Origin of the sequence: Mesorhizobium marinum, assembly GCF_040813675.1 — a bacterium.
Lineage (GTDB): Bacteria > Pseudomonadota > Alphaproteobacteria > Rhizobiales > Rhizobiaceae > Mesorhizobium_K > Mesorhizobium_K marinum.
The window spans coordinates 56206-68405 of record NZ_JBFOCI010000009.1 but is presented as its reverse complement, the minus strand read 5'-3'; the positions used below and the strand labels follow the sequence as shown (position 1 = coordinate 68405).

11 protein-coding genes are annotated in these 12200 nt (G+C 65.8%); 4 read left to right on the top strand and 7 right to left on the bottom strand.

Annotation, left to right across the window (positions count from 1 at the left end; translation table 11 throughout):
- From fdhF to ABUE31_RS21405, 3 genes are read left to right on the top strand one after another with little or no spacing between them, the layout of a single operon-like run.
- Positions 1–2928, top strand: a complete 2928-nt coding sequence (gene fdhF / locus ABUE31_RS21415; protein WP_367725788.1) for a formate dehydrogenase subunit alpha — start codon at positions 1–3, stop codon at positions 2926–2928.
- A 33-nt stretch (positions 2929–2961) separates the two neighbouring features.
- Positions 2962–3789 (top strand): formate dehydrogenase accessory sulfurtransferase FdhD, encoded by an 828-nt coding sequence (fdhD, locus tag ABUE31_RS21410; protein WP_367725787.1) that lies wholly within the window; start codon positions 2962–2964, stop codon positions 3787–3789.
- The gene (locus ABUE31_RS21405) at positions 3779–4084 is read left to right on the top strand and encodes a formate dehydrogenase subunit delta (protein ID WP_367725786.1); all 306 of its coding nucleotides are present in this window, start codon (positions 3779–3781) and stop codon (positions 4082–4084) included. The genes fdhD and ABUE31_RS21405 overlap by 11 nt, the downstream gene beginning before the upstream one ends.
- Positions 4085–4139: 55 nt before the next feature.
- On the opposite strand, the gene ABUE31_RS21400 is transcribed toward ABUE31_RS21405, so the two are convergent.
- Positions 4140–5000: a sugar phosphate isomerase/epimerase family protein gene (locus ABUE31_RS21400; protein ID WP_367725785.1), complete on the bottom strand. Its 861-nt coding sequence runs from the start codon at positions 4998–5000 to the stop codon at positions 4140–4142.
- A 183-nt stretch (positions 5001–5183) separates the two neighbouring features.
- On the opposite strand from ABUE31_RS21400, the gene ABUE31_RS21395 reads away from it, so the two are divergent.
- Entirely contained in the window at positions 5184–5498 is a 315-nt protein-coding gene (locus tag ABUE31_RS21395) for a hypothetical protein (RefSeq protein WP_367725784.1), read from the top strand.
- Positions 5499–5637: 139 nt separating this feature from the next.
- On the opposite strand, the gene ABUE31_RS21390 is transcribed toward ABUE31_RS21395, so the two are convergent.
- From ABUE31_RS21390 to ABUE31_RS21365, 6 genes are all read right to left on the bottom strand, one after another.
- Positions 5638–7062 (bottom strand): gamma-aminobutyraldehyde dehydrogenase, encoded by a 1425-nt coding sequence (locus ABUE31_RS21390; RefSeq protein ID WP_367725783.1) that lies wholly within the window; start codon positions 7060–7062, stop codon positions 5638–5640.
- 18 nt (positions 7063–7080) lie between these two features.
- A complete protein-coding gene (locus ABUE31_RS21385; protein WP_367725782.1) occupies positions 7081–7893 on the bottom strand; it encodes an ABC transporter permease in 813 nt (270 codons plus the stop codon).
- Positions 7883–8848 carry an ABC transporter permease gene (locus ABUE31_RS21380; RefSeq protein WP_437344175.1) on the bottom strand — a complete coding sequence of 322 codons (966 nt, stop codon included), beginning with the start codon at positions 8846–8848 and terminating at the stop codon, positions 7883–7885. The genes ABUE31_RS21385 and ABUE31_RS21380 overlap by 11 nt, the downstream gene beginning before the upstream one ends.
- Before the next feature lie 2 nt (positions 8849–8850).
- Entirely contained in the window at positions 8851–9846 is a 996-nt protein-coding gene (locus ABUE31_RS21375) for an ABC transporter ATP-binding protein (protein ID WP_367725779.1), read from the bottom strand.
- Positions 9847–9995: 149 nt separating this feature from the next.
- Entirely contained in the window at positions 9996–11153 is a 1158-nt protein-coding gene (locus ABUE31_RS21370) for an ABC transporter substrate-binding protein (RefSeq protein ID WP_367725778.1), read from the bottom strand.
- A 135-nt stretch (positions 11154–11288) separates the two neighbouring features.
- Positions 11289–12194, bottom strand: coding sequence for a LysR family transcriptional regulator (locus ABUE31_RS21365; protein WP_367725777.1), 906 nt, complete (start codon positions 12192–12194; stop codon positions 11289–11291).
- Between the last annotated feature and the right edge of the window lie 6 nt (positions 12195–12200).

Genomic DNA, 12200 nt, shown 5'->3' with positions numbered 1-12200 from the left:
ATGAACGTCAAGCCAGAGTTCGCATCGCTCGTCCAGGAAACCGACTACGGCACGCCCGCATCGCGGTCTGAAAAGACGGTGACGCTGACCGTCGACGGCCGTTCGATCACCGTGCCCGAGGGCACCTCGATCATGCGCGCTTCGATGGAAGCCGGCGTCGAGATCCCGAAGCTTTGCGCCACAGACATGATCGACGCCTTCGGGTCCTGCCGCGTCTGCCTGGTCGAGATCGAGGGACGCGGCGGCACGCCGGCATCCTGCACGACGCCAGTCGGCGAAGGCATGGTCGTGCACACCCAGTCCGACCGGCTCGACGCGATCCGGCGCGGCGTCATGGAACTCTACGTTTCCGACCATCCCTCGGCCTGGAGCGGACCGGGCAGCGCAGGTGCAGGCACCGGCGCCAGCGAGTTCGACCAGGTGGTCGCCTCGGTTGGCCTGGCGGAAAACCGCTACGGCCTCGATGGCCGCAACCACGTTCAGGCGGATGCCGGCGTCGCGCCGGGCCACGGCTCGCTGATGGTCGACTACATCGCTCGCGACGAATCGAACCCGTACTTCACCTATGACCCCGCGCAGTGCATCGTCTGCTCGCGTTGCGTGCGCGCCTGCGAAGAAGTGCAGGGCACCTTCGCGCTCACCATCGAGGGCCGCGGCTTCGAGAGCCGCATGGCGGCCGGCATGCACGAGCCGTTCCTCGAAAGCGAATGCGTGTCCTGCGGCGCCTGCGTGCAGGCCTGCCCTACCGACGCGCTGCGCGAGAAGACCGTTCTCGAAAAGGGCATGCCCGATCGCTCGGTGGTGACGACCTGCGCCTATTGCGGCGTCGGCTGCTCGTTCAAGGCCGAAATGAAAGGCGACGAGGTCGTGCGCATGGTGCCGTGGAAGGACGGCAAGGCGAACCGCGGCCACTCCTGCGTCAAGGGCCGCTTCGCCTGGGGCTACACCACCCACAAGGAACGCATCCTGAACCCGATGGTGCGCGAGAAGATCACCGATCCGTGGCGCGAGGTCTCTGGGGACGAGGCGTTCCGGCACATCGCCGGCGAGTTCCGCCGCATCCAGTACCAGTATGGCAAGGGCGCCGTCGGCGGCATCACCTCGTCGCGCTGCACCAACGAGGAAACCTACCTCGTCCAGAAGCTTGTCCGGCAGGGCTTCGGCAACAACAACGTCGACACCTGCGCGCGCGTCTGCCATTCGCCGACGGGCTACGGGCTCGGCCAGACCTACGGCACCTCGGCCGGCACGCAGGACTTCGATTCGGTCGAGCACACCGACGTCGCGATGGTGATCGGCGCCAATCCGGTTTCGGCGCATCCGGTGTTCGCGTCGCGGCTGAAGAAGCGGCTGCGCAAGGGGGCCAGGCTCATCGTCCTCGATCCGCGCCGCACGGAGATGGTCAAGGCGCCGCACATGGAGGCGGACTACCACCTGCCGCTGAAGCCCGGCACCAACGTCGCGGTGGTGACGGCGCTGGCGCATGTCGTCGTGACCGAGGGCCTGTTCGACGAGGCCTTCATCCGCGAGCGCTGCGACTGGGACGAATTCCAGGACTACGTTTCGTTCGTGTCCGACCCGCGCCACAGCCCTGAAGAAGTCGAGAAGCTGTGCGGCGTGCCGGCGGACGATATCCGCGGCGCGGCGAGGCTCTACGCCACCGGCGGCAACGGTGCGATCTACTACGGGCTCGGCGTCACCGAGCACAGCCAGGGCTCGACCACCGTCATCGCCATCGCCAACCTCGCCATGCTGACCGGCAACATCGGCCGGCCGGGCGTCGGCGTGAACCCGCTGCGCGGCCAGAACAACGTGCAGGGCTCGTGCGACATGGGCTCGTTCCCGCACGAGTTGCCGGGCTACCGCCACATCTCGGGCGACGCGACGCGCGAGATCTACGAGAGCCTTTGGGGCGTGAAGCTCGACAACGAGCCGGGCCTGCGCATCCCCAACATGCTGGACGCCGCCGTCGAAGGCACGTTCATGGGCCTCTATATCCAGGGCGAGGACATCCTGCAGTCTGACCCGGACACCAAGCACGTCTCTGCAGGCCTCGCCGCGATGGAATGCGTCGTCGTTCACGACCTCTTCCTCAACGAGACCGCAAACTACGCCCACGTCTTCCTGCCGGGCTCGACCTTCCTCGAGAAGGACGGCACCTTCACCAACGCCGAGCGCCGCATCAACCGCGTGCGCAAGGTGATGGAGCCGAAATGCGAGTATGCCGACTGGGAGACCACGCAGAAGCTCGCCCAGGCGATCGGACTCGACTGGAACTACCAGCACCCGTCCGAGATCATGGACGAAATCGCCCGGACCACGCCGACCTTCGCCAACGTCTCCTACGAATTACTCGACAAGATGGGCTCGGTACAATGGCCGTGCAACGACAAGGCGCCCGAGGGCACGCCGATCATGCATATCGGCGGCTTCGTGCGCGGCAAGGGCAAGTTCATCCGCACCGAGTATGTGGCGACTGACGAAAAGTCTGGGCCGCGCTTCCCGCTGCTGCTCACGACCGGCCGCATCCTCAGCCAGTACAATGTCGGCGCCCAGACGCGGCGTACGGCCAACGTCGTCTGGCACGACGAGGACCGGCTGGAGATCCACCCGCACGACGCGGAGAACCGCGGCATTCGCGACGGCGACTGGGTGCGCCTGGCCAGCCGCGCCGGCGAGACCACGCTGCGCGCGCTGATCACCGACCGCGTTGCGACGGGCGTCGTCTACACCACCTTCCACCATCCGGACACGCAGGCCAACGTCATCACCACCGACTATTCGGACTGGGCGACCAACTGCCCCGAATACAAGGTGACGGCCGTGCAGGTTTCGCCGTCCAACGGTCCCACCCGGTGGCAGGAGGAATACGAGGAGTTGTCGCGCAAGAGCCGGCGGATCGAAGGTCACATGGAGGCGGCGGAGTGAGCGGCTTCGCGCTTCCTCTCCGCTGACGGTCGCATGAGGCTACGCCCTCCCCTCACCCAGGCAACCCGGTTGGCGCGCCGCGCCGCCGGTTCGACCTCGGCCAACCGCATGGTGCCGGAGGAAACGCCGGTGGCGTTCTCCTTCGCCGGCACGACGCATGCGGTGATGATGGCCTCGCCGGCCGACTTCGAGGATTTCGCGCTCGGCTTCTCGCTTACAGAAGGCATCATCGACGCGCCGGACGAGATTGAAGCCATCGAGGTCGAGGACCACGGCGCGGGCATTGACATCCAGATCAGGCTGAGGGACCAGGCGAACGACCGCTTCCAGGCGCGGCGCCGCAGGCTCGCCGGCCCGGTCGGTTGCGGCCTCTGCGGCATCGAATCGATCGAGGAGGCGATGCGCTCGGTCGACAGCGTCGAGCGGGATGCGATCACGCTTTCGGCCTCCGACATCGTGCAGTCTGTGAAGCTGCTTTCGAAAGTGCAGCCCCTGCATGCGGAGACCGGCGCCGTCCATGCCGCCGGGTTCTACGTGCCGGGCAAGGGCGTGGTATTGGCGCGCGAGGATGTCGGGCGGCACAACGCGCTCGACAAGCTTGCCGGCGCGCTGGCGAGACGGGGCGTCGACGGTTCGACCGGCGCTGTCGTCGTGACGTCGCGCGTATCGGTCGAGATGGTGCAGAAGACGGCGGCCATCGGCGCGTCCTTCATCATCGCCGTGTCGGCGCCGACCGCGCTTGCCATCCGCACCGCCGAAGAGGCCGGCATGACGCTCGTGGCGCTGGTGCGCGGCGAGGATTTCGACGTGTTCACCCACCCCGAACGCGTGACCGATGGAGCAGCCCGCAATGTCGCATGACGAAGAAAGCCACGACGCCCATGTCAGGCAGGGCATCGCCAAGATCGTGCGGATGGCCAACCAGATCGGCATCTTCTTCGAATCGAAGCCGCATGACGAAGGCGTGCACGGCGTCGCAGAGCACATCAACAAGTTCTGGGAGCCGCGCATGCGCCGCCACTTCTTCGAGGTGGTGGATTCCGGCGGCGAGGGCTTGCGGCCGATCGTCATCGAAGCCGCCCCGCAGGTCAGGCGGCCGACCCAGAAGGTGACCGCCGAACAGGCCGCCGAGGCGGACGCCGACGTCAGCGGCTGAGGCAGGCCCAACCGTCGAGGCAGGCAAAGCGGAAAGGTTCCGGACCTGGCGGGCGTCAGCGGTTCCTGGCCGCCTTCTTCCAATGCTGCCTGATGTGGACGTAGCCCTCGCGATAGACCGCCTCCGGGCTCTCGGCAAAGTCGCGCCACACCTTGGTGGCGGCGGCGAGGTCCTTGAGGCCGCGGCCGAACGCCTCGATGGTCAGCCAGTCGTCGTAGCCGCTCTGCCGGATGGCGGCGAAGGTCTTTTTCCAGGGGATGTTGCCCCGTCCCGGCACGCCGCGGTCGTTCTCCGAAATGTGGATGTGGCAGATGTTCTTCACGTGCCTGGTGTAGGCCGATATCGGATCCTGTTCCTCGATATTGGCGTGGAACGTATCGTACATCGCCTTGATGTTGGGATGCCCAATCTCGTCGACATGCGCGGAGAGGTCCGCCATGGTGTTGAGCAGGTAGCATTCGAAGCGGTTCAGCGCCTCGAGGCCGATGGTGACGCCCTTGTTGCCGGCATGGTCGCCGATGGCGCGTTGCGAGGCGACCGAGCGCTTCTTTTCCGCCGACGTCGGGCCGACGCCCGTGAAGGCGCCCAGCGTCGAATGAACCGGACCCGACAGGCGGTTCGCGCCAAGGGCGGCGGCGCAGTCGATCGCCCATTTCATGTAGGCGACACCCCTGCGCCGGGTCGCGGCGTCCGGCGCAATCAGGTTCATGGACGGATCGCCCATTGCCGTGACCGCGGTGCGCTCCAGCCCGATGCGGTCCAGCATCTCGCCGAGGCGGGTGTAGTCTTCGGGCGTTCCCTCGAAGATCGGAATCTCGACGCCGTCGTAGCCGGTGGCCTTGATGTCCTTCAGCAGCCGACTGTGCTTTCCCGTGACGTTGGTCGTCCACAGGAACATGCAGAAACCGATCTTCATGAAACCTCCCCGGCTCGAGGTTCGTAAACTAGCCGGAAAAATCTGGTCCTACCAGATGCATCGGCGAGTTCTGATGCGCCGAGATTGCCGAAATGATACGATTTCCATCCGCGCGCCGGTCGACGGCAGGGCCGAGATCGGCGAGCACCGAAAGTTCGTTCACTTCAACGCTGGGAGACGGACATGTTCAGTGCACGGTGGCAGATCGATGCAAAATTCGGAAACAAGCAGCGGGTCCTGGAACTGATGAAGCAGTGGGAGCGCGACATCGGCTCGCAGGTGAACCTCGCCGAGATGAAGTTCCAGATCATGACCGGATCGATCGGCGCCCGAGAGGCGACCATCGAGGCGCATCACCACGTCGAAAGCCTCGCCCGGCTGGAGGAATTCTTCGGGAAGATCGGCAAGATCGACGCCCACGCGAAATGGGGGAGGGAAATGGAGCCGTTCGTCGTCTCCGGCACCAGCCAGTGGCAGATCTTCCGGGTCGTCGAGTAGCGAAACCACCCGCCGGTCACCGACCGATTGGCCTGAAGATCGGTGAAAAAGCGCCATCACCTCGTCGATGATGTGCCTTCATGGCGCCGGCCCCTCGACAAGGGGGGCCGGCCTTGCTGGAAAGCCGTCCAGCGCAACGTCAGTGCGCGATCATGACGTGACGGACAGCGGTGTAGTCCTCCAGCGCATAGAGCGACATGTCCTTGCCGTAGCCGGACTGCTTGAGGCCGCCATGCGGCATCTCGTTGGTCAGCATGAAATGCGTGTTGATCCAGGTGCAGCCATACTGCAGGCGCGCGGCGGTCGACATTGCCCGGCTGACGTCCCGGGTCCAGACCGAGGACGCCAGGCCGTAGTCGCTGTCGTTGGCCCAGGTCACCGCCTCGTCCACGTCCTTGAAGCGCGTCACGGAAACGACGGGTCCGAACACCTCGCGGCGGACGATCTCGTCTTCCTGCCTGGCGCCCGCCACCACCGTCGGCTGGTAGTAGAAGCCGGTGCCGTCGCCCGGCTTGCCGCCGGTGGTGATCTCGATGTGCTTCAGTTCCGAGGCGCGCTCCACGAAGGACGCGACGCGGTCGCGCTGGCGCTTCGAGATAAGCGGTCCGATCTCGTTCTTGGTGTCGTCCTTCTTGTTGTAGCTGATGGTGGAGACGGCGGCGGACAGGTCGGCGACGAGCTTTTCATAGACCTTCTTGCCGGCGTAGACGCGGCAGGCCGCCGTGCAGTCCTGGCCGGCATTGTAGTAGCCGAAGGCGCGCAGGCCGCTCACCACCGCATCGACGTCGGCGTCGTCGAAGACGATCACCGGCGCCTTGCCACCGAGTTCGAGATGGGTCCGCTTGACTGACTTGGCAGCCGCCTCAAGCACCTTCTTTCCGGTCGCCACGTCGCCGGTGATCGAGATCATGTTGACCTTGGGGTGGTTGATCAGAGCATTGCCGACGCTGTTGCCGCGCCCGAGCACGACGTTGACCACGCCCTCGGGCAGCACGTCGGCGAGGATCTTCGCCAGCTTCAGCGCGGTAAGCGGCGTCTGCTCGGACGGCTTGAAGACGACCGTGTTGCCGCCGCCGATCGCCGGCGCCAGTTTCCAGGCCATCATCATCAGCGGGTAGTTCCAGGGCGCGATCGAGGCGACGATGCCGATCGGATCGCGGCGGATCATCGAAGTATGCCCGGAAAGGTATTCGCCTGCGACGACACCCGGCATGGAGCGAACCGCACCGGCGAAGAAGCGGTAGCAGTCGACGATCGCGGGAATCTCGTCATTGAGGACGGCATTGATCGGCTTGCCGCAGTTCAGCGCCTCCAGCTTCGCGAACTCCTCGGCTTCCGCCTCGATGCGCTCGGCGATCTTCAAGAGATAGACCGAGCGTTGCGCGGGCGTGGTTCGCGACCACGCGCCGAACGCCTTCTCGGCGGCGGCGACCGCCTTGTCGATCTGGCCCTGCGAAGCCTCCGGCAGGTCGAGGATCGTCTTGCCGGTGCGCGGGTTGAGCACGGCTTCGGCGGCATCCGCGCCAGCCTCGAACTTCGAGCCGATGAGCATCTGGGTATCCATGAAGTCCTCCTTGGTGGTCTATTTGCCGGAACCGGCGATCTGGTCGCCGTCGCGGGTGAGATAGTAGGCAGCGAGAATGGGCAGGAACGTCACCAGCACCACGACCATCGCCACCACGTTGGTGACGGGGCGCTGGCGCGGCCGCACGAGTTCTTCGAGCATCCAGATCGGCAGCGTCTGCTGCTGGCCCGCGGTGAAGGTTGTGACGATCACCTCGTCGAATGACAGCGCGAAGGCGAGCATGCCGCCGGCGACGAGCGCGGTGCCGATGTTGGGCAGGATCACATACCGGAAGGTCTGGAAGCCGTTGGCGCCGAGGTCCATCGAGGCTTCGACGAGCGAGCCGGAGACGCGGCGGAAGCGGGCCACCGCGTTGTTGTAGACGACGACCACGCAGAAGGTGACGTGCCCGAGGATGATCGTCCACATCGAGAACGGAATCTCGGCGAGCGAAAATGCCGAGCGAAGCGCGATGCCGGTGATGATGCCGGGCAGCGCGATCGGCAGGATCACGAGCAGCGAGACCGCCTCGCGACCGAAGAACTTCGAGCCGCTGATCGCCGCGGCGCAGAGCGTTCCGAGGACGAGGGCGATGACCGTAGAGATGGCGGCCACCTGCACCGAGAGGCCGAGCGCCTGCCAGACGTCGGGGCGGTTCCATGTGACCTCGAACCACCGCAGCGTGAAGCCCGGCGGCGGCCACTGGTAGCTCTTCTCCTCGGTGGTGAAGGCATAGACGAAGATCAGCAGGATCGGCAGGTGCAGGAAGGCGAGACCGGCGGCGGCGGCGATCTTCAGCGACAGAGGCGCGGAGGAACGATCAGAGCGCATCGAAGGCCCCCATCTTCTTGGCGCCCCAGAGGTAGAAGCCCATGACCACGATCGGCACGACGGTGAAGGCGGCGGCCAGCGGAATGTTGCCGGCCGTGCCCTGGTGGGCGTAGACGGCCTGGCCGATGAAGAGCCTGGACGTGCCGATGATCTGCGGGATGATGTAGTCGCCGAGCGTCAGCGAGAAGGTGAAGATCGATCCAGCGACGATGCCGGGAAGCGCCAGCGGGAACAGCACGTTCCGGAAGGTTTGGGCCGGCGTCGCGCCGAGGTCGGACGAGGCCTCGACGAGGTTCGACGGCACGCGCTCCAGCGCGGCCTGGACCGGCAGGATCATGAAGGGCAGCCAGACATAGACGAAGACGATGAAGGTGCCGGTGAAGGAGACCGACAGCGAATTGCCGCCGACGACGGGCAGCGACAGCCAGGCGTCGATCAGCCACTGCAGGTGCACCTTCTCGAAGAACCAGGTGAGGATGCCTTCCTTCGCGAGGATCAGCTTCCATGCATAGATCTTGACGAGGTAGCTCGACCACAGCGGCAACATGATGCCGAGATAGAAAAGCGCCTTCCATTTGCCGCGCGCGTAGCGGGCCGCGTAGTAGGCGATCGGAAAGGCGACGACGGCCGAAGCGATCGTCACCAGCACCGCCATCGTCACCGTGCGCAGGATGATGTCGAGGTTCGACGGCCGGAGCAGTTCTCCGTAGGTCTTCAGCGTGAACTCGCGGTTGATGAGTCCCGAGAATTCGTCGATCGAGAAGAAGCTCTGCAGCAGGAGCGCGAACAGCGAGCCGAGATAGACGATGCCGAGCCAGAGCACGGGCGGCAGGAGCATCAGCAGGAGAAGCATGCCGGGCCTGCGCCAGAACGTGTCCGAGAGGCGTCCCAGGACGCCGCCGCGATCGGGCAGGATCGCGCCTGCCCCATCGGCGCGATAGGTTGCGTCGGCCAGGCTCACCCCGCATCCTCCATCAGGTGCAGGTCGCCCGGCGCAAATCCGACGCGGACACTGTCGCCTTCGGCGGGAAACGACGCACCGGCCGGCAGAAGGGCGTTGATGCGCTGTCCGTCGACGTCGAGCCCAAGCCTGGTCGAGCCGCCCAGGTAGGAGCGCGATACCACGGTCGCCGTCAGCGCGCCCGCCTCGTCATCGACGAGCCGGACGGCCTCCGGCCGCAGGCTGGCCCACCGGCGCGCGCCGCCGTGCCGGGCGACGAAGTCCGGCGGCAACACGTTCGACGAACCGACGAAGTCGGCGACGAAACGCGAGTTCGGCCGCTCGTAGATGTCCTCCGGCGATCCGACCTGCATGATCCTGCCATGGTCGAACACGGCGACCCGGTTGGCCATGGAGAGCGCCTCGCCCTGGTCATGCGTCACGAAGACGAAGGTGATGCCGAGCGACTTCTGGAGGGTCTTCAGTTCCTCCTGCATGTTCTCGCGCAGCTTCAGGTCGAGCGCGCCGAGCGGCTCGTCGAGCAGCAGCACCTTCGGCCGGTTGACCAGCGCGCGGGCGAGCGCGACGCGCTGGCGCTGGCCGCCGGACAACTGGCCGGGACGGCGCGTGCCGTAGCCCGGCAGCTTGACGAGTTCGAGCGCGGTTTCCGCCTCGCGGTGGCGCTCGGCCCGGGCGACGCCCCGGACCATCAGTCCATAGGAAACGTTGTCGAGCACGTTGAGATGCGGGAAGAGCGCGTAGTCCTGGAAGACCGTGTTGACGTTGCGCCGATAGGGCGGCACGCCCTCGGCGCGCTCGCCGAAGATCTCGATGCGGCCCGATGTCGGCTGCTCGAAGCCGGCGATCAGCCTGAGGCACGTCGTCTTGCCGGAGCCCGACGGGCCGAGCATGGCGAAGAACTCGCCTTCGCCGATCTCGAGGTCGACCGCATCGACGGCCCTGACCGAACCGAAATGGCGCGACACCTGCTTGAAGGAAACGGCTGGGGTCATGTGTTGTCCTGACGGTCAGGCTGGTTCCTGGAAAGGCGCGCGCCGCTCCTCGAATGCCTGTCGGCAACGGGGAGAGGCGAGAGGACCGCGACGCCGGCGCCTCCCCTCGCCCCGCCCGCGGGGAGAGGGGCACGGTCGCGCTCGCGAAATTAGCGGCCGCCGATGACGCCGATGTAGTCAGACACCCAGCGATAGTACGGCACGCACTGGTCGTTCTGGGTGGCGCACTTGCTCGTCGGCGTGGTCCAGAACTTGACCTTCTCGAAATTGTCCATGCCGTTGGCCGTGCATCCTTCGGCGTTCTGCATGCCGCGCCCGTCGGTGCAGGCGGCCGGCACGGACGGATTGGCGCCGAACCAGACCGAGAGGTCGCTCTGCAGGTTGGACGAGAGTTGGTGCTCGAACCACATGTAGGCGCAGTTCGGGTTCGCGGAATCGACATGCATCATCGTGGTGTCGGCCCATCCGGTGACGCCCTCGTCCGGGAACACCGAGGCGACCGGCTGGTTTTCGCCCTTGAGCAGGTTGACCTGGAACGGCCAGGAACCCGACGCGACGACGCCTTCGTTCTTGAAGTCGTCGATCTGGATGAAGGCGTCGTGCCAGTAGCGGCCGACCAGCGTGCGCTGCTGGCGCAGCAGGTCGAGTGCCGCCTTGTACTGGTCTTCGTTGAGCTGGTACGGATCCTTGATGCCGAGGTCCGGCTTGTGCGCCATCAGGTAGAGCGCGGCGTCGGCAACGTGGATCGGGCCGTCATAGGCCTGGACGCGGCCCTTGTTGGACTTGCCGTCGTCGAGCGTCATCTCCTCGAAGACCACCTTCCAGGAGGTCGGCGGCGTCTTGATCGCGTTGGTGTTGTACATCAGCACGTTCGGGCCCCACATGTAGGGAACGCCGTAGTGGACGCCGTCGACCGTGTGCCAGGGTGCGTCCTTCAGCCGGTCGTCCACGGTCGACCAGCTCTTCACCAGGTCGACGTTCACCGGCTGCACGCGCTTGCCGGCGATCAGGCGCAGCGACGCGTCGCCCGAAGCGGTGACGAGGTCGAAGCCGCCCTCGTTCATCAGCGCGACCATTTCGTCGGAGGTCGCAGCCGTCTTGACGTTGACCTTGCAGCCGGTCGCTTCCTCGAACTTGGTCACCCAGTCGAAGGCCTTGTCGGTTTCGCCGCGTTCGATGTAGCCCGCCCACGCGACGATGTTGAGCTGGCCTTCGCCCGGACCGATTTCCGTGACCTGGGCGAATGCCTGGCCCGAAAAGCTGACCATGAGCGCCAGGGCAGTGCAGGACTTCAGCATTGATTTCATCGTGACGTCTCCCATTGAAAAAGGGCCGCTCTCTCATCGGCGGCTGGAACCCGCAGAAAACGTGACGCCAAAGCCTCGCTTTCGCAAATTCATTTAATAGAAGGGCGATATCGGTTTTCCCGATACCAGATCAGGTCAGCGGCGCACCGTCCGCTGCGACTGGGCGATGCCGATGAAATCGCGCGCCGCCTGCGGCAGCCCGGAACCGCGCCGCCAGACCATGCCCACCTGGACGACCGGCAGCGCCCCCGAGATGTCGCGCGACTCGATGCGGTCGCCTTCGAGCGACCAGGGCCGGTAGACGAGGTCGGGCAAAAGCGCGACCCCGGCGCCGGTGGCGACAAGACTGCGGACGGCCTCCACCGAGCGGGTCCGGAAGGCCACGTGCGGGCGCGTGCCGAGCGCCGCCAGAAGCTTGCCGGTGTTCTCCTCGATCTCGTCCACGGTCAGCATGATGAGCGGTTCGGTGGCGACGTCGGCCAGGTTGATGATCTCCGCGCTGGCCAGGCTGTGGCCCATCGGAAGCCAGAGCCGGTAGGCGGAAACCTCGAGAATCTCCGACTGCAGCGCCATCCGGTCGCGCAGGTTGGAGGTGACCATGACGGCGATGTCCAGCTTTCCGCCGACAAGCAGGTGCTCGAGGTAGTCGCCGTCATCCTCGATGGCCGAAATCTCGACCGCGGGGTGCGCGCGGCGGTAGCGGGCGAGCAGGTCGGACAGCACGTAGCCGGCGACCAGCGACGTCACGCCGAGTTGAAGTCTTCCGGTCGTAACCTCGCGGTCGCTGAAGAAGGTGCGCCGCGCGTCCGATACGTCGGCCAGGATCTTCGTGGCATGGCGCAGGAACTGATGTCCCTTGTGGGTGACGTTCAGGCCGCGCGGATGGCGATCGAACAGCGACACGCCGAGGTCGCTCTCAAGGTCCTTGATCGCCTCGGTTACCGCCGACTGCGAGATGGAAAGATGCTGCGCGGCGCCGGAAACCGTGCCCCGCTCGGCAACCGCGACGAAATACTGGAGCTGCCTGATCGTGAAGGCCATGCACGC

Coding starts and splice junctions, on each gene's coding strand:
- ABUE31_RS21370 (WP_367725778.1), bottom strand. CDS start 11,153: ATGAAATCAATGCTGAAGTCCTGCACTGCCCTGGCGCTCATGGTCAGC.
- ABUE31_RS21405 (WP_367725786.1), top strand. CDS start 3,779: ATGTCGCATGACGAAGAAAGCCACGACGCCCATGTCAGGCAGGGCATC.
- ABUE31_RS21385 (WP_367725782.1), bottom strand. CDS start 7,893: ATGCGCTCTGATCGTTCCTCCGCGCCTCTGTCGCTGAAGATCGCCGCC.
- ABUE31_RS21365 (WP_367725777.1), bottom strand. CDS start 12,194: ATGGCCTTCACGATCAGGCAGCTCCAGTATTTCGTCGCGGTTGCCGAG.
- ABUE31_RS21400 (WP_367725785.1), bottom strand. CDS start 5,000: ATGAAGATCGGTTTCTGCATGTTCCTGTGGACGACCAACGTCACGGGA.
- ABUE31_RS21390 (WP_367725783.1), bottom strand. CDS start 7,062: ATGGATACCCAGATGCTCATCGGCTCGAAGTTCGAGGCTGGCGCGGAT.
- ABUE31_RS21375 (WP_367725779.1), bottom strand. CDS start 9,846: ATGACCCCAGCCGTTTCCTTCAAGCAGGTGTCGCGCCATTTCGGTTCG.
- ABUE31_RS21395 (WP_367725784.1), top strand. CDS start 5,184: ATGTTCAGTGCACGGTGGCAGATCGATGCAAAATTCGGAAACAAGCAG.
- fdhD (WP_367725787.1), top strand. CDS start 2,962: ATGAGGCTACGCCCTCCCCTCACCCAGGCAACCCGGTTGGCGCGCCGC.
- fdhF (WP_367725788.1), top strand. CDS start 1: ATGAACGTCAAGCCAGAGTTCGCATCGCTCGTCCAGGAAACCGACTAC.